A 16,155-nucleotide genomic window follows, 5' to 3' on the forward strand; every position below is an offset into this window, starting at 1 on the left:
TTTCGAGGAAAAGTGTTATCTGTTCGGCAGGGCTACAGGCTCGTTGAAAGAAAATAGCAGAAAAAATCCCCAAGCCATTTGGTTTGGGGATTTTCTTGTATTTGTTTTTTATCTTCTGCGTCTGTTAGAGATTCTGCGCTTTCTGCGGCGCTGTCTGCGATTTTTATAGCGGAGATACCCAATGGTGCGGGTGATGCAGAGAAGGATGATACAGATTAGAAGGAGAAGCACAACAATAAGGCCGGCTTTTTTCAGGATGCCTGAAACAGAGGCTTTGTCTAATGTAGCTTTTTGTTCATCGGTCATTACATCGACAGCATTCTGGGAGATCAGATCCACGGTTTTAATGGTCTCACCGTTCAGGGTAATATGAAGTGTGCCGACGGTCTGTCCCTCTTTGACAGGGGCTTCTATCGTCTCCGGGCAATCCATTTCCACTTTGATTTGGGAGATATCGGTGCCTTTGGGGAGAGTATGATACACATCTTCCTTAGGGGCTGCGGTAATCGTCCCCAGTTCTATGGGTTTATCATTATAGGTTTCTGTGACGGTGACCGTGGCGGTATGTTCGGCGGTGGAAAGCAGTTTTACGGATTCATAGTTTTCAAATCCATAATCAAAGAGGGCTGCAGTATCAGTGTAATGCTCTGCACCGTTACATTTCATTACGACGGCGATCAACTCCATGCCATCCCGTTCGGCATAGGTCACAAGAGTATTCAGGGCTTCGGTGGTAAACCCGGTTTTACCGCCGGTAGCGTCTTCATAATAATAGATGGAATTGGGATTCAGCATCTGATGCTGCCCGTGAAGATAGCGGGTTTCGGATTGTTTGTTGGTAGGGGGAATTTCATAATAGGTTTCGCTCATCATGGAACGATATTCTTCGTGGGTGAGCAATTCCCTTGCGATCAGGGCCATATCATAAGCTGTTGTATAATGGTTTTCATCATGCAGCCCATTGGCATTGACAAAATTGGTGTTTTTGCAGCCCAGTTCTTTGGCCCGTTCCGTCATATGTTTTGCAAATTCTTCTACGGTGCCATCCACATATTCTGCGACACCATTGGAAGCTTCATTGGCAGAGCGCAGGATGATGGCACGCAGCACCTGTTCCAATGTCAGGGTTTCGCCTTCTATGATGGCGATATGGGCGCTGCCCGGTTCAATATTATAGACTGCATCATGGGAAAAGGTGATTTCATCAGTCAGATTGCCATGCTCCAAAGCAAGGAGGATCGTCATCAGCTTTGTGATGCTGGCAGGGTACATCTTCTGGTCAGCGTTTTTTTCGTATAAAATTTCACCGCTGGCAGCATCCATCAGAACGGCTGTTTCTGCGGCAAGGTTGAGCGCAGATGTTTGTGTTTCAGATGCAGGATTGGATGTGGAAGCGTTCTCTGCTTCTTCCGCAAAAACGGAGGAGGTGGGAAAAATCAGGGAAAGAGCCATCAAAAATGGCAGAAATCTTTTTTTCATGGGATTCTCCTATCTGTTGATTTGAAAAAATCATATTTCTATGGTAAAATAAATAAAATACGCCGTTAATGAAAAACAGCGTGAATTCGGCACATAATATTTTCCATTATACCAGAAACGGGAATGAAGAAAAAGAGGTTTCGATGAAAGTTGCATGAAAAAGGCTTTTTGAAAAAATTTGGAACAGAACGACTTAAGCTTTTGGCGGTTGTGGTTTTCTTTTTGTTGTGTGGCATTTTTTATAGTCATAGCTTTTATGGAGGAGAATTGGAGATGGGCACGCCCATTTCCGCAGAGAAGATTGGCGCACCGGAAGAAACGACGGCTTATGCGGAAGAAAAGCTGGAAAAACTAAATATTAATACTGCTGCGGCGGAAGAACTGATTCGTCTTTCTGGTATTGGCGAAAAGCGGGCGGCGGATATCATCACATACAGAGAAAGAAACGGAAACTTTTCCTGTATCGAGGATATCATGCAGGTGTCCGGTATTGGGGAAAAGACATACGAAAAAATAAAAGAAGAGATTACAGTGGGAGAATAGGAGGCTGGAAATGGCTTATCAGATTTTGGTGGTAGATGATGAAAAGTTAATTGTAAAGGGCATCAAATTTTCTTTGGAACAGGACGGTATGGAAGTGACAACTGCGTATGACGGGGAAGAAGCCCTGCAGTATATCAAAGAAAAAAATTTTGACCTGGTGGTGCTGGATGTGATGCTGCCCAAGATGGACGGCCTGCAGGTTTGCCAGCAGACCAGAGAATTTTCCCAGGTGCCGATTATCATGGTAACGGCAAAGGGAGAAGATATGGATAAAATTATGGGCTTGGAATATGGGGCCGATGATTATATCACAAAACCCTTTAATATTTTGGAGCTGAAAGCCCGCATCAAAGCCATCCTGCGCCGCAGTGTGAAGAAAGCGCCTGCAGAACCGGCAGCGAAAAATGTGCTGAAAGCAAGAGATCTGGAGCTTTCTTTCGATAGCAGAAGAGTATTTATCAGCGGCAAAGAAGTGAACCTGACAGCAAAAGAATTTGATTTGCTGGAGCTGCTCATGGAAAACCCGGGCAAGGTGTACAGCAGAGAAAAACTGCTGGATACCGTATGGGGATATGATTATCCCGGAGATGTGCGGACCGTAGATGTACACGTACGCCGTCTGCGTGAAAAAATTGAAGCGAACCCTAGTGAACCGAAGTATATCTTTACAAAATGGGGAGTTGGTTACTATTTTAACTAAGCAGAAGGAACAGAAAAAACGCCCGTTTCTCTCGCTGCGCTGGATTTTGATGGGTGCTTATCTGGTCGCCGGCATCATTCCCCTGCTTTTGCTGGCCAGTACCATGCTCCATTCTGTACAGGGGTATTTTGTTGAAGAAAGGAAAAAGGAACTGCTCAGTCAGGCCAATGTGATTTCCGGACAGATAACTTCTTCTGGGTTTTTATATCATGAGGAAAACCGCAGCGATTTAGAGGAAAGTATTTTGGAAACCAGCCAAAACGAGGATTATCGTGTGCTGATTTTGGATGCTTCCTGTATGGCAGTTTACGATACGGGATATGAGGATGCAGGAAAGACTTTTCTGCTGCCGGAAGTTGTGCAGGCTTTGCAGGATAAAGATACGGCAAAGGAACAGAAAGACGGAACTGTTTATGCGGCAGCCTCCATTGTGGGCGCGGGGGACAGCCGCGTAGGCGTTGTGCTGATCGTCGATGGATTGACGGATGTGCGCGATATCATCGGGGATATTGGAAAAGAAGCATATTTACTGCTGGGAGCTTTAGTGCTTTTGGTGTTTGTGATGATGATCGTCATTTCCAAGGTTTTTACAGAGCCCGTAAAAAATTTGATCGGTGTCATTCAAAGAATGTCCGAAGGGCATTTTGAACAAAGGGCAAAGGTCAATGGAAGGGTGCATAACGAGATTGTGGATTTGGCCATTGCCTGCAACCAGATGGCAGAGCAGCTGGAAAAGGTGGAATCCAGCAGGCAGCAGTTTGTATCCAATGTGTCCCATGAATTGAAAACACCGCTCAGTTCTGTAAAAGTGCTGAGTGAATCTATTTTGCTGCAGGAAGATGTGCCGAAAGAAATGTATGTGGAGTTTCTCCATGATATCAATTCGGAAGTAGACCGTATGACGGCTATTATTAACGACCTGCTGACATTGGTGAAATTGGATCAGAAGGAGATTCCTTTGAATTTCCAGGAAACGGATTTGAATCAGATGATGGCGGATATCATCAAGCGGCTGCAGCCTCTGGCAGATGCGAAGGGGGTTTCTCTCCAGTGGGAAGCTTTGAAAGAGGTGCATGCTGATGCGGATGAAATGAAGCTTTCTCTGGCAATTTCCAATTTGGTGGATAATGCGGTGAAATATACCCCTGCGGAAGGCAAAGTGAAAGTAACTTTGGACGCAGATCATCAAAATGTTTTTTTCAGTGTATCGGATACGGGGATCGGCATTCCTGAAGATGAAGTAAATCGTATTTTTGAACGGTTTTATCGTGTAGATAAAACAAGAGACAGAGAGACTGGCGGCACTGGTCTGGGCCTTTCCATCACCCATGCGACGATCATGATGCATAATGGCAGCATCAAGGTAAACAGCAAGGAGGAGGAAGGAACGACGATTTTGGTACGTATTCCTCTGAAACAAACAGCGACTCAGTGATAAAGGAGGTATTCCATGGCAAAAGGAAAAAATTTTTTTCGAAAAGCCATCATATTGATCATTGCGCTGATCATATTGATTCCCTGTTCTGTTTTGTTCTATGATGCGGCGATTGCATCGGGAGAGGAAAAAGTAGATTTTTATTATATGATGACAGATGGGAAGATGAAGCCTTTTGAAAAAAAGATTCGCAGCGAAAGTAAAGAGGATACGCTGGTTACGGTGCTGAATACGCTGAAGGAAGAACCAAAAACCGACGGGGCAACCCATTCCATTCCGGAATCCATAGAAATTCTTTTTGCGAAGCTGGATGGAAGTACAGCTATTGTCGATTTTTCGGATGAATATTATCGCCTGAGCAATCTGGATGAAGTGATATGCCGTTCTTCTGTAGTTTGGACGCTGACTTCTCTGGATTTTGTAGATAATGTGGAATTTTGGGTAGAGGGACAGCCTTTGCGGGATCATAACGGAGAAGCAACTGCTGCTTTCAACCGCGGCAATGTGGTGATCGATTCTGAAATTTCTGCGGAAACCACAGAATATGCTATCCTGACTTTATATTTTGCCAATGCAGAGGGAACGGATCTGGCTATTGAAGAACGGGTGGTTGAAGTGAACGCAAATCAGACTAGGGAAAAAACAATTTTAGAACAGCTGATTGGCGGCCCTACGGAAAAGGATTGTGTGAGAACGATTCCTACGGAAACAAAGATCAGAGATGTGACGACGACGAGTGACGGCACTTGCTATGTAAATCTAAGTGAAGATTTTGTCGTGAAGCATAGTGGTGGAAAAAAGGAAGAATTGCTGACTGTTTATTCCATTGTTAATTCTCTTTGTGAATTGGATTATGTGGATAAGGTACAGTTTCTGATTGAAGGAAAGAAGCTGGATGAATTTAAAGGGAATCTGCAGTTCAAAACACCCTTTACAGCGATCAGCAGCTTGAAAACGGCAGAAGTGCAATGACAGGTGGATTAGGGGTAAGGGAAGATGAAACGGCCAATTGTATGGGCGGCAATTTTCACAATTTGTGGCATTTATATGAGGCTGGGCATATCAGAAATGATGTGTCTGGTCTCCTTTATTTTTATTGCCCTCTCAACATTGCATTTTGTGATAAAAGAGAAAGCTGCAAAATATTTGCTTTTGCTGTTGTTTGCAGCACTTGGCTTTTTATCAGCAGGATATCATTTGGAAGGGGAAAAAAGTGAAATAATGCCGGATGGCATTCTGCGGGGAGAGGGCGTTATCAAAGAAGCGGGTGTGACTTCTTCTGGAAATCAGAAGTTGAAAATGGTCTGTGATCTGCAGGATGAAACGGGAACCTCTTTGACAGGGGTGACGCTTTATGTCCTTTGGAATGGGGAGGATTCCTTTGCGGCAGGGGAGAAAGTTACATTTTCCGGAGAACTGGCGCCTTTCTATAAGCCCTCCTACCCAGGCGGATATGATGAAGAACTGTTTTTGACCACAAAGGGCTTTGATTACAAACTTTATCCGGATACAATGAGCCATCTGGAAAAGGATACTTCGATTTCTTCCGTATTGGCGAGAGGAAGGGCCTATTTTTCTGCTGTTTTGGAGAGAATCCTGCCTGTGGAGGAAAGCGGCATCATGAAAGCCTTTTTGACAGGGGAATAAGATGATATTCCGGATGGCAGCTATCAGTTATATACAGAAGCCGGGGTTGTCCATGTGTTATGTATTTCCGGTCTGCATATGTCCATCCTTGCCTTGTATCTATCCATTTTTATAGAGAGAATATTGGGACGGAGCAGAAGGATTTCTGCCGCAGTCACGATTTTGGCAGTTCTTTCCTTTTTGCTGTTCATTGAACCATCGCCTTCTTCTGTAAGAGCGGCGGTTATGATTTGTATTATTATGGTGGGTAGGATATTCTTCCGCCTTTCTGACCGTATGAATAATATTGCCATAGCGGCTCTCTTGATCTTGAGTATTCAGCCGCTGTATTTGTTCCATGCCGGCTTTCAGCTTTCTTTTATCACAGTCATTGGCATTTGCCTTGGCGTAGGCAAAATGGAAAAGAAGAAAAAGAAGGGGAACGGAAGATTGGATTGGCTCAAGGAGAGCCTTCTGGTTTCTTTGTATGCTTCCTTGTTCAGTTATCCCATAGTAGCGTATTATTTTTATTCTGTCTCCTTAGTGGGGATTCTAGCAAATCTCATCATAGTGCCATTGAGCGGGCTTCTTTTGGGCTTTGGTATGCTCAGCGGAATATTGGGGTTATTTTCTCTGCAGGCAGGAGTTTTTGCCGCAGGCAGTGTGTACGGCATTTTACAGATATTTCACAAAATATGTTCCGTATTGATTCAATTGCCTTTTGCTTATACTTTGGTAGGGCGTCCTTCTTTGCTGGTCATTTTGCTGTATTATAGTCTCCTGATTTGGTTTATGGAATTTGGAAATCGGAAAGGCGGTTGGAAGATAGGTGCGGTTCTTTGCAGTGGTCTGTTTTTCGCTGTTTTTGGAAATACGCTGTTTCGTAAGGAAACGACTGTAGCCTTTTTGGATGTAGGGCAGGGGGATGCGGCGGTCATTTCTACATGCGACAGAAAAACGTATCTGATTGATGGCGGCGGTATTTATGGAAAGGAATTGGGGGAAAATGTCGGGAAGAATGTAGTGCTGCCTTATCTGAACTCTCTGGGCGTTTCCAGGCTGGATGGTGTATTTCTTTCCCATCCGGACAGTGACCATATGACGGGCCTTCTGGAGGTTTTGAAGGAGATTCCGACGAAGGGACTGTATCTTTCTGATTATCCCTTTTCGGAAACAGAGGATATCCAGCTTCTCAAAGAAATGGTGGAAAAATTCCACGTTCCCCTGTATACTGTAAAGGCGGATGATGCATCCGGCGCGTTCCGATGTTTGTATCCTTTTGCGGGAGTGGCTTTTCGGGATGGGGATGATAATCACGGCTCCATGGTGCTGCAATACAGCTATGGCGGGACGGAACTGCTTTTTACGGGGGATATTTCAACAGAGGATGAACGATTCCTTCTGGAACAGGAGGCAGATGTTTCGGCGGATATCCTAAAGGTGGCGCATCATGGCTCGAAATATAGTTCCGATGCAGATTTTCTGAAGGCAGTCTCACCCCAAGCGGCAGTGATTTCCTGCGGCGCAGGCAATCTATATGGGCATCCCCACGAAGAAACCCTGGAACGACTGCAGGTTGCGAAAACAGAGATTTATCGCACAGATACTGAGGGAGCCATCCTCGTGAAGCTGAAACGGGATGGCACATTTGAAATAGAAACCATGGCGGAAAGGAAACCGTTCTATGAAAACGTTAAAGAAAAACTGGAAAAATCATGAATTTAGCCGCTGCTATCTGTTTTACGGCACGGAAACTTATCTCATTCGGGAATATGAAGCTGCTCTGACAAAAGCGATTTTGCCGGAGGGGGCAGAGATGATGAACCATGATGTTTTTGAGGAAAAGCGTGCTACGGCAGCAGCTATTATGGATGCTGCAGAGACATTACCGTTTCTGAACGAAAAACGGCTGGTGACCGTGCGGAACAGTGAATTTTTTCAGAAGGCGGGCCGAAAGGAAGAGGGAGAGAAGCTGAAAAGTTTTTTGGCCGATTTGCCGGAGACGGTATGCCTGCTGTTTATCGAGGAAAAAGCAGAAAAGACCAACGGTCTGTATAAAGCTGTTGTGAAATATGGTCAGGCGGTGGAATTTAAAAAGCCTACGGAAAAAGATTTGGGTACGTGGATCAAGAAACGCTGCAAAGAAAATGGCGTAGAAATGAGCGAGGGGGTATTGAATCTCTTTTTGCAGACTGTCGACCACGATATGGAAAATATAGATGGGGAATTGCAGAAGCTGATTGCCTATAAAGGGGAAGAAAAGGCGATTAAAGCAGAGGATATCCGGGCGGTGTGCACGGTCTCTCTGGAAGCCCGGGTGTTCGACCTGGTGCGGGCAGTGGCAGAAAAACGTCCGGAAAAGGCCGTACAAATCTATCGTACCCTTCTTTCTATGAAAGAATCTCCTTATATGGTGCTTTCTCTTATTTCCAGACAATTTCGCCTGATTTTGGAAACGATGCTCCTTTCCCAAAGCGGCATGACCAACGATGCCATTGGGGCAAGGCTGGAAATCCGGGATTTTGCTGTGAAGGAATATTTGCGGCAATCCAAACGATTTTCCGCGGAAGGCTGGAAAAACGCATTGCGGGATTGCCTGCAGGTTGATCTGGATATCAAATCGGGCAAGGCGGCAGAGGAGACGGCTGTAGAATTGCTGATTATGAAATATAGCGGAGAAGGTTCCGGAAAAGAAAGAGGATAAGAAAAAGCGTGAAACGTTTTATTTTAGAGAAACGTTTCACGCTTTTTTTATTTTAAGATGTGATTATTTATTTTTAATTTTCCGCCTTCATAAGAGGTTTCATCTCCATTGGCAAGGGTGGAGCGGCGGACGGCATTTTTGCCGTATTTCAGGCGGAGGGCGTCCATGGCGGCATCTGCCTTTTTCTGCTTGCTCCAATCCTGATCCAAAATGGAAAGTTGGATACAATCTTCTTCGCAGAGCTTTCCGGCGCGGATGCCCAAAAGACGCAGAGGCTCCCGTTTCCAGACTTCATCAAAGATCTCCTTTGCGGTTTCGTAAACAGCATTGGTGCAGTCGATGGCGTTAAGCAGCTGTTTCTGGTGAGAATAGACCTTGAAATCGGAGGATTTCAGGGTAACAGCGATTTCCTGGGCACAAAGCTTGCTGCAGCGCAGGCGCATGGAGACGGTTTCTGACAGTGCCAGCAGGATTTTATAAGCCGTTTCTTTATCTGTTACGTCATGGGGCGTAGTAGTGCTGTTGCCAATGCTTTTGGTTTCACAGGAATCCGTGGAAGAAGCCACAGGGGTATCATCGATGCCATTGGCATAGGCATGCAGCATTCGCCCGAAACTTTTGAATTCCTTTTCCAAAAGAGGCTGCGGATATTTTGCCAGTTCTCCGATTGTACGGATGCCCATTTTTCGCAGGCGGGGGGCAGTTCTTCTGCCCACCATAAAAAGTTCTTCTACAGGAAGCGGCCAGAATTTTTCCGGCATTTCTTCAGGAAAGAGAGTGATGAGTTTATCAGGTTTTTCCAATTCCCCTGCCATTTTCGCCAGAAGTTTGTTGGAACTGACACCGATATTTACGGTGAACCCCAATTCTTCCCGGATACGGGTACGTATTTTTTCTGCTGTTTCCAGAGGAGAGCCGAGGAGACGTTCCATTCCCGTGTAGTCAAGAAAGCCTTCATCGATACTGAATTGCTCGATGCGGTCGGAATATGCGGAAAGGATTTGGAACATGGCGTGGGAACAACGGGAATAGAGGGGAAAATCCGGCGGAATGACGACAAGGTCAGGGCACTTCTGCAGAGCCATGCCGATGGGTTCCCCAGTGGTAACGCCATATTTTTTGGCAGGGGTAGATTTTGCAAGGATGATGCCATGTCGGCTTTCACTGCTTCCGCCGATGGCAGAAGGAATGGTGCGTAAATCTATTTTTTCTCCATTTTTCAGACGTTCGGCGGCAGTCCAGCTCAAAAAAGCACTGTTGACATCAATATGAAAAATGACCCTGCCCATAGAAGTACCTCCCATTTTTTAAAAAGACGAACGTATTTTCTTATATAATATCATGTTGACTGGTATTTTGCAATGAAAGAAAGGATTTGGATGAAGAGGGGCACTGTCATAGCTTGTAATATAAATATAAACTTTCTCAAGAGCTGCAGAAAGGTGATTGCCCGCGATGTCATATTTAGATATAATAATGGTATCGACAAATTGTGACATTATACTGAATTTTTAAGCAGCGTAAGATGGAACTTTAGATAGTGAAAAGGCCGAAAAGAAACTACAGGAGGCATATAACAGATAGGCCGATGAATGATAAGTAGGACAGGGGGGATTAAGGTGGAATTGATGGAAGAAGAAAAACAGGCAGCAGGGCAAACAGCGAAGAATCGCTTGCAATTATCCTGCGAGATTGATGATGTGCTGACGTATGCCATCGTCCATAACGGGGTGCATATTGTCAGAGATGTCTGCATCAAAAATATTTCCGAAGCTGATTTGGATGATTTCATTGTAAGAATCAGCGCCAGCAATGGTTTGACTGAAAATTTTGAATTTGCTGTAGAAAAGATAAAGCCGGGGGAGGAACGGCACTTTAAAAACCTGGATGTTCCTATCAATGCAGAGTATCTGGCTTCTCTTACAGAGAGAAGCTCCTGCCAGCTAACGGTAGGGGTTTATTTTGCAGAGACACAATTAGCGGCGCAGACAGTGACGATTACAGCGCTTGCCTTTGATCAATGGCCGGGACTTCAGTATACACCGGAGCTTCTGGCGGCGTTTTCCATGCCGAATCATCCTGTAGTTACAAGTATGATCCAGCTGGCAGCAAAGTATCTGGAGAAATGGACTGGTGATCCGTCTCTTGCAGGATATCAGTTTGATGATCCCAATCGGGTTAAAAACATGGCGGCAGCTGCTTATGCTGCCATTCAGCAAAAAAATATTACTTATGCGGAGCCGCCTTCAAGCTTTGAGGCATTTGGCCAGAGAATTCGCCTGGCGGATGCGGTGCTGGATCAGCACCTGGGAACCTGCATGGATATGACATTACTCTATGTGGCTTGTCTGGAAGCTATGGGGCTGAATCCGGTCATGGTTATGATGAAGGGGCATATTTTTGCTGGTGTCTGGCTGTTGGAGGAATCTTTTTCAGATATGATCATGGATGATCCGTCTCAATTGGAAAAGCGCATGTCCAAGGGGATTCATGAGATGATTGTCGTGGAATGTACGGCTATGTGCGCCGGAAGGAATCGGAGTTTCGATGAGGCCGTTGCCCTGGCAGAACGGAATGTGTCGAATTACAATAGCTTTGCTTTTGTCATTGATGTCAAACGTGCAAGAAGCATGGGCATCCGCCCACTGCCGGTACGAGTGAAGACAGCAGGCGGCTTTGAAGTGCAGCATGAGGAACGCAGGGAAGAGGATGTCACGAATGCACCGAAAGCAATCGAACATACCTTTGATCTGCCGGATTCCTTTGAAAAAGAGACGGTTACTAAGCTGACACAGTGGGAACGGAAGCTTTTGGATTTAAGCCTCCGCAATATGCTGATCAATATGAGAATGACAAAGGCTGTTGTTCCCCTTTTGTCTTCTGATGTAAGTATTCTGGAGGATGCGCTTTCAGATGGTGAAGAATTTCAGGTTTTGCCGCGGCCGGCTGATATGTCTATTGCCGGCGATGGCGGGATACCGGTAGAAGCCTTGGGAGAACTGGGGCCATTTAAGGATTTTATCGCGTTAGAGAGTAAGCACCGGCGGCTGCATTCTCTGTATACAGAGAATGAATTAAACAGCTGCCTGACGAAGATGTACCGTTCTGCAAAGACTTCTATGGAGGAGAATGGCGCCAGTACGCTGTACCTGGTTCTGGGCCTTCTGCGTTGGTTTGAAGGAAAAAAAGAAGAAACGGCAAGGTATGCGCCGGTTGTCCTGGTTCCGATCGATATTATCCGTAAATCGGCCAGCAAAGGTTATGCAATGCGCATGCGTGATGAGGATGCACAAATCAATATTACACTGCTGGAATTCTTAAAGCAGAATTATGGAGTGCGGATTGGCGGTCTGAATCCGCCGCCGATGGATGAGCATGGCTTGGATTTGCCGAAGATATTCGCAATGATCCGCCACGCAGTCATGAATCTTCCTATGTGGGATGTGGTAGAAGTTGGGTTTATTGGCAATTTCTCTTTTTCGCAATTTGTGATGTGGAATGATATTCACAGCAACAAAGAATTTCTGGAAAAAAATAAAATTGTCCGCAGCTTGATGCATGGTGCTGTTGAGTGGGACTGCAGGATTCCGGAAGGTGTGGATACAGATGAGGCTTATCTTCCTGTAACGGTGGATTCTTCCCAGCTTCGGGCAATCAACATGGCAGCAGCAGGGGTCAGCTTTGTGCTGCATGGGCCTCCGGGTACCGGAAAGTCTCAGACGATTACGGCAATGGTGGCCAATGCGCTTACGAAGGGACAGACAGTCCTGTTTGTGGCAGAGAAAATGGCGGCTCTTGAGGTTGTGCAGAAGAGGTTAGCTGCCCTTGGCATTCAGGATTTTTGCCTGGAACTGCATTCCAACAAGGCTACCAAGAAGGCTGTACTCGATCAGCTAAAAAGAGGTCTGGAAATTGGTGTCCAGGGACTTGCTACAGATTATGATAAGAAGATACAGGACATCAGGCAGATGCGTGCCGATCTGGATGCCTATGCGAAAGCCCTGCACGCAAAGCGCCCATTTGGCAAGAGCCTTCGCCAGTTGATGGATATTTATGAAATGATTCCGGAACTGGATAAAAGTGTGCGCTTTGACCATGCCTATGCAGCTTCCCTTACGGAAAGTGACCTGGATCATCAGGTGCATAGCTTGGAAAGATTGATTGCAGCCGGCAAGGGGATCGGACATCCGCATCATCATCCGCTGGCTGCGGTACAGCAGACGGAATACAATCAACGTTTGAAATTTGATTTGGAAAGTGTTGTCCTTGCGTATGTTTCCGCATTGGAGAAGTATAGAGATAATGTATCGGCTTTTGTAAAGATGGCAGGCATTGCGCCTCCGGTGACGGAAGCAGAATGGGAGAATACCTGCAGCTATGCCCAAGGTATCATTGCTGCAGAGGAAATTCCTGTATTTTTAAGACAGTGCAATGATGTGGAGCTGGAATTTTCGACACCGATTCTCTATCTGGAAAAGCAGAATGCGTTTTTGGAAAAGAAGGCCGAATTCCTTTCTCAGTGGAATGAAAATTTCCTGCGCATGGATATGGACAGTTTCCGCCAGAAGTATGACCAGGCTAATAAGAAATTCTTTGGCAAGGGCAAGGCATTGGCAGCATTGACTTCTGAACTGCAGGCCTATGCGGCATTTACAGTAGAGACGGATCGTATTCCGGTTTACCTGACGGATATTACTTTCTATCAGCAGGAGCAGAAGGAAATCATGGATGCAGAGGCTGGGCTGTCTTATGAGTGGAAGAAAATATTACAGAATCATCCGACTTTGACGGCGCTGCAGGAATATAAAGCCAGTGTTAAAAGGCAGATACAGGAAATGAAGCAATTCGCTGAAGAGATAGGAAAGATGGAAGAAAATGAAACGCTTTCCAACTGTATGCAAAAGGCGAAATGCCTGATCGATTCTCTTCAGAAGGTGAAAGAAACAGAAGCGGAAGCGTCAGCACTGCTGAAGCTTAATTTTGCGGAGGATGGAAAGAATTGGATGGACAGCCGCCTTGCACTGTGTTCCTGTATCCTTGAAAATACAGCTTCTATGAAAAACTGGATTGTATACAAACAGTTTGATGCAGAATGCAGAGAACGGGGGCTGGCTCCTATATGCAATGCATACGAAGCAGGTTTGCCTCACGATGAAGTAATGACCGTTTATCTCAGATCCATTTACAGAACCATCATCCTGACTGTTATTGAAAATGAACCGGTTCTCAATGGTTTTACCGGTATCAGCTTTAATGAGAAGATTGCTCAGTTCAAGAAATTAGATCAGGAATTTATGGAGCTGACCAAAGAAGAAATGTTCTATCAGCTGACACACCAGCTGCCGACGGCTCAGGATTCTGTGGAAATCAGCAAGGAACTGAATATTTTAAGAAGAGCGATCAGCAGTAACGGGAGAGGCTTGTCTATTCGTGCTTTGTTTGAACAGATTCCCCATATATTGACCAGACTTTGCCCCTGTATGCTGATGAGCCCTATTTCTGCCGCACAGTATCTGAAAGCAGAGAATGACTTGTTTGATATTGTTATATTTGATGAGGCATCGCAGCTGCCTACCTGCAAGGCAGTAGGGGTTCTGGCCAGAGGGAAGAACGCAGTTATTGTAGGGGATCCGAATCAGATGCCGCCTACCAGCTTTTTCGCTGGAAATACAGTTGATGAAGATAATCTGGATATTGAAGATTTGGACAGCATTTTGGATGATTGCCTGGCATTGGGTATGCCTTCTGCTTATTTGCATTGGCATTATCGAAGCAGGCACGAAAGTCTGATTGCTTTCAGTAACCAGGAATTTTATGAAAATTCTATGCTGACGTTCCCGTCGGTAAACGACAGAGAAAAGAGAGTCAGCCTGGTTAAAGCAGATGGTTTCTTTGACCGCGGAAAAGGCCGTGTCAATGAAGGGGAAGCAAAGGCCATTGTTGCAGAAATTCGGAGAAGGTATGAAGATCCGGAACTGAGGCATCAGACGATTGGAGTGGTTACGTTCAATATCAGCCAGCAGACTTTGATTGAAGATCTGCTGCAGGAAGAGTATCAGAAAGATGCTGCTTTCGATCAATGGGCGAATATCGGAGAAGAAGCCTTGTTTGTCAAGAATCTGGAGAATGTTCAGGGGGATGAGAGAGATGTCATCCTGTTCTCCATCTCCTTTGGCCCGGATGCCAATGGCAAGCTGCTGCTGAACTTTGGGCCGCTGAATAAGGATGGCGGCTGGAAGAGACTGAATGTGGCGGTATCTCGTGCAAGATCTGAAATGATGGTATTTACCACCATGACTGCAGATATGATCGATCTGCGAAGGACAAAGTCCAAAGGCGTTGAGGCTCTGAAAGATTTCCTGGAATTTGCGGAAAAGGGAAAACTGCAGGGAGAATATGTAGAAACAAGAGTGCAGAAGGATCAGGGGATCATGGAGCATATCTGCCAGGCTATCACGAATGGCGGCTATCAGTATCAGAAGGCCGTTGGTCATTCTAAGTTTAAGGTGGATATTGCGGTGATCAATCCATATAATCCGGAAACATATTTGTTAGGGATTATGCTGGACGGAGATTCCTATCGGCAGTCTTCCAATACAAAGGATCGTGAAGTAGCGCAGATCAGTGTTCTGAAGGGACTGGGCTGGGAACTGCATCGTATCTGGACGATGGATTGGTGGGATAACCGGGATAAAGAACTGTCCAATCTGATGCAGCTGCTGGAGGAAAAGAAGAAAGCGGCATATCAAGTTTATCTGGAACAGCACATAAATGATACAAAAGAGGCACCAGAAGAGCCGATAGAGGATGTTGCTGCCGCAGGAGAGGATTCTTCCGATATTACAGATGAAAAACAGGAAAAGCCTGAACCGGAAACGGTGGAAGAGCCCATGGAGGAGAATGAGCCAGAGAAAGCAAAGCCGGAGCAGCAAACGGTGCTTGATGCAGAGGAACGATTTATGGTTCAAAATCCTATAACGGAAGCGGCGGATGTCATTGTGGCTTCTGGGCAGAATGCAGCAATCCATTTGATTGCGCAGGCGGATGCGGCGGAACTGGAATATCGCACAGAAGAATATGTTGCTGCGGATGTTGAAGTAACAGAGCTTTCAACAGCTGATTACATTAAGAAGGAAAACTTGGCGCTGATCGCTGAAAAGATGCAGCAGATCATGGATGCAGAGGCCCCCATTACTTATGACCGGCTGATCAAGAAAACGCTGCGGGCATTTCATATTGCCCGATCCAGCACACAGACGCTGGAAGCTACAGAGAAAGCGCTGAAGAAAGTTTCGGCAAGAATGAATAAGCAGGCCGGAGTTAAGTTCTATTGGCGTAAGGATCAAGATCCGGAGTTGTACAGAGTATACAGAAATGATGCGAATTCCGGTGACAGGAGAACTATGGATGAGATTTGCCAGCAGGAACTGAAAAATGCTGTCTGCATTACATTGAAAGAAAAGGGCGCTCAGGATAAGGAAGGCCTTATCAAGGCAGTGATTCGGACAATGGGCTACGCAAGAAGCAGTACTGCGCTGGCTGCTGCCGTTGAGAGAGGCCTGAAGTATGGCCGTAAGACCGGAGAAATCCTGCAGGATGAAGAAAAGAAGTTTGTACTTAACAAATAACAGCTTTTTCGGCTGCATCTGTAGATGCGGACTGTTCTAA

10 protein-coding genes are annotated in these 16,155 nt (G+C 45.6%); 8 read left to right on the top strand and 2 right to left on the bottom strand.

The window, feature by feature from the left end; genetic code table 11:
• Positions 1-108: 108 nt before the first annotated feature.
• Positions 109-1,479: a serine hydrolase gene (locus tag ACI39P_RS03690; protein ID WP_439719346.1), complete on the bottom strand. Its 1,371-nt coding sequence runs from the start codon at positions 1,477-1,479 to the stop codon at positions 109-111.
• A 273-nt stretch (positions 1,480-1,752) separates the two neighbouring features.
• Between ACI39P_RS03690 and ACI39P_RS03695 the strand changes: the two genes are divergently transcribed.
• From ACI39P_RS03695 to holA, 7 genes are all read left to right on the top strand, one after another.
• Complete coding sequence (locus ACI39P_RS03695; protein WP_439719347.1) at positions 1,753-2,022, top strand: helix-hairpin-helix domain-containing protein; 270 nt, start codon at positions 1,753-1,755, stop codon at positions 2,020-2,022.
• A gap of 10 nt (positions 2,023-2,032) precedes the next feature.
• On the top strand, positions 2,033-2,722 hold the full coding sequence (locus tag ACI39P_RS03700) for a response regulator (protein WP_439719348.1): 690 nt from the start codon (positions 2,033-2,035) through the stop codon (positions 2,720-2,722).
• Positions 2,703-4,157 carry an ATP-binding protein gene (locus tag ACI39P_RS03705; RefSeq protein WP_439719349.1) on the top strand — a complete coding sequence of 485 codons (1,455 nt, stop codon included), beginning with the start codon at positions 2,703-2,705 and terminating at the stop codon, positions 4,155-4,157. The genes ACI39P_RS03700 and ACI39P_RS03705 overlap by 20 nt, the downstream gene beginning before the upstream one ends.
• A 15-nt stretch (positions 4,158-4,172) precedes the next feature.
• The gene (locus ACI39P_RS03710; protein WP_439719350.1) at positions 4,173-5,129 is read left to right on the top strand and encodes a GerMN domain-containing protein; all 957 of its coding nucleotides are present in this window, start codon (positions 4,173-4,175) and stop codon (positions 5,127-5,129) included.
• A gap of 99 nt (positions 5,130-5,228) precedes the next feature.
• Complete coding sequence (locus ACI39P_RS03715; RefSeq protein ID WP_439719390.1) at positions 5,229-5,804, top strand: DUF4131 domain-containing protein; 576 nt, start codon at positions 5,229-5,231, stop codon at positions 5,802-5,804.
• A 6-nt stretch (positions 5,805-5,810) separates the two neighbouring features.
• Positions 5,811-7,502 (top strand): DNA internalization-related competence protein ComEC/Rec2, encoded by a 1,692-nt coding sequence (locus ACI39P_RS03720; RefSeq protein ID WP_439719391.1) that lies wholly within the window; start codon positions 5,811-5,813, stop codon positions 7,500-7,502.
• A complete protein-coding gene (holA, locus tag ACI39P_RS03725; protein WP_439719351.1) occupies positions 7,468-8,487 on the top strand; it encodes a DNA polymerase III subunit delta in 1,020 nt (339 codons plus the stop codon). The genes ACI39P_RS03720 and holA overlap by 35 nt, the downstream gene beginning before the upstream one ends.
• Before the next feature lie 47 nt (positions 8,488-8,534).
• Here holA and ACI39P_RS03730 read toward each other — a convergent pair whose 3' ends face one another.
• On the bottom strand, positions 8,535-9,776 hold the full coding sequence (locus tag ACI39P_RS03730) for a Y-family DNA polymerase (RefSeq protein WP_439719352.1): 1,242 nt from the start codon (positions 9,774-9,776) through the stop codon (positions 8,535-8,537).
• A gap of 339 nt (positions 9,777-10,115) precedes the next feature.
• Here ACI39P_RS03730 and ACI39P_RS03735 point away from each other — a divergent pair, with 339 nt between their 5' ends.
• The gene (locus tag ACI39P_RS03735; protein ID WP_439719392.1) at positions 10,116-16,115 is read left to right on the top strand and encodes a DUF4011 domain-containing protein; all 6,000 of its coding nucleotides are present in this window, start codon (positions 10,116-10,118) and stop codon (positions 16,113-16,115) included.
• Positions 16,116-16,155 lie beyond the last annotated feature (40 nt).

It is taken from the genome of Anaerotignum sp. (assembly GCF_051877975.1).
In the GTDB taxonomy this organism is placed as follows: domain Bacteria; phylum Bacillota; class Clostridia; order Lachnospirales; family Anaerotignaceae; genus Anaerotignum_A.

Excerpts from the sequence above, each read along its gene's own strand:
- ACI39P_RS03715 (WP_439719390.1), top strand. The coding sequence starts at position 5,229 with ATGTGTCTGGTCTCCTTTATTTTTATTGCCCTCTCAACATTGCATTTT.
- ACI39P_RS03700 (WP_439719348.1), top strand. The coding sequence starts at position 2,033 with ATGGCTTATCAGATTTTGGTGGTAGATGATGAAAAGTTAATTGTAAAG.
- ACI39P_RS03695 (WP_439719347.1), top strand. The coding sequence starts at position 1,753 with ATGGGCACGCCCATTTCCGCAGAGAAGATTGGCGCACCGGAAGAAACG.
- holA (WP_439719351.1), top strand. The coding sequence starts at position 7,468 with ATGAAAACGTTAAAGAAAAACTGGAAAAATCATGAATTTAGCCGCTGC.
- ACI39P_RS03710 (WP_439719350.1), top strand. The coding sequence starts at position 4,173 with ATGGCAAAAGGAAAAAATTTTTTTCGAAAAGCCATCATATTGATCATT.
- ACI39P_RS03690 (WP_439719346.1), bottom strand. The coding sequence starts at position 1,479 with ATGAAAAAAAGATTTCTGCCATTTTTGATGGCTCTTTCCCTGATTTTT.
- ACI39P_RS03735 (WP_439719392.1), top strand. The coding sequence starts at position 10,116 with ATGGAAGAAGAAAAACAGGCAGCAGGGCAAACAGCGAAGAATCGCTTG.
- ACI39P_RS03730 (WP_439719352.1), bottom strand. The coding sequence starts at position 9,776 with ATGGGCAGGGTCATTTTTCATATTGATGTCAACAGTGCTTTTTTGAGC.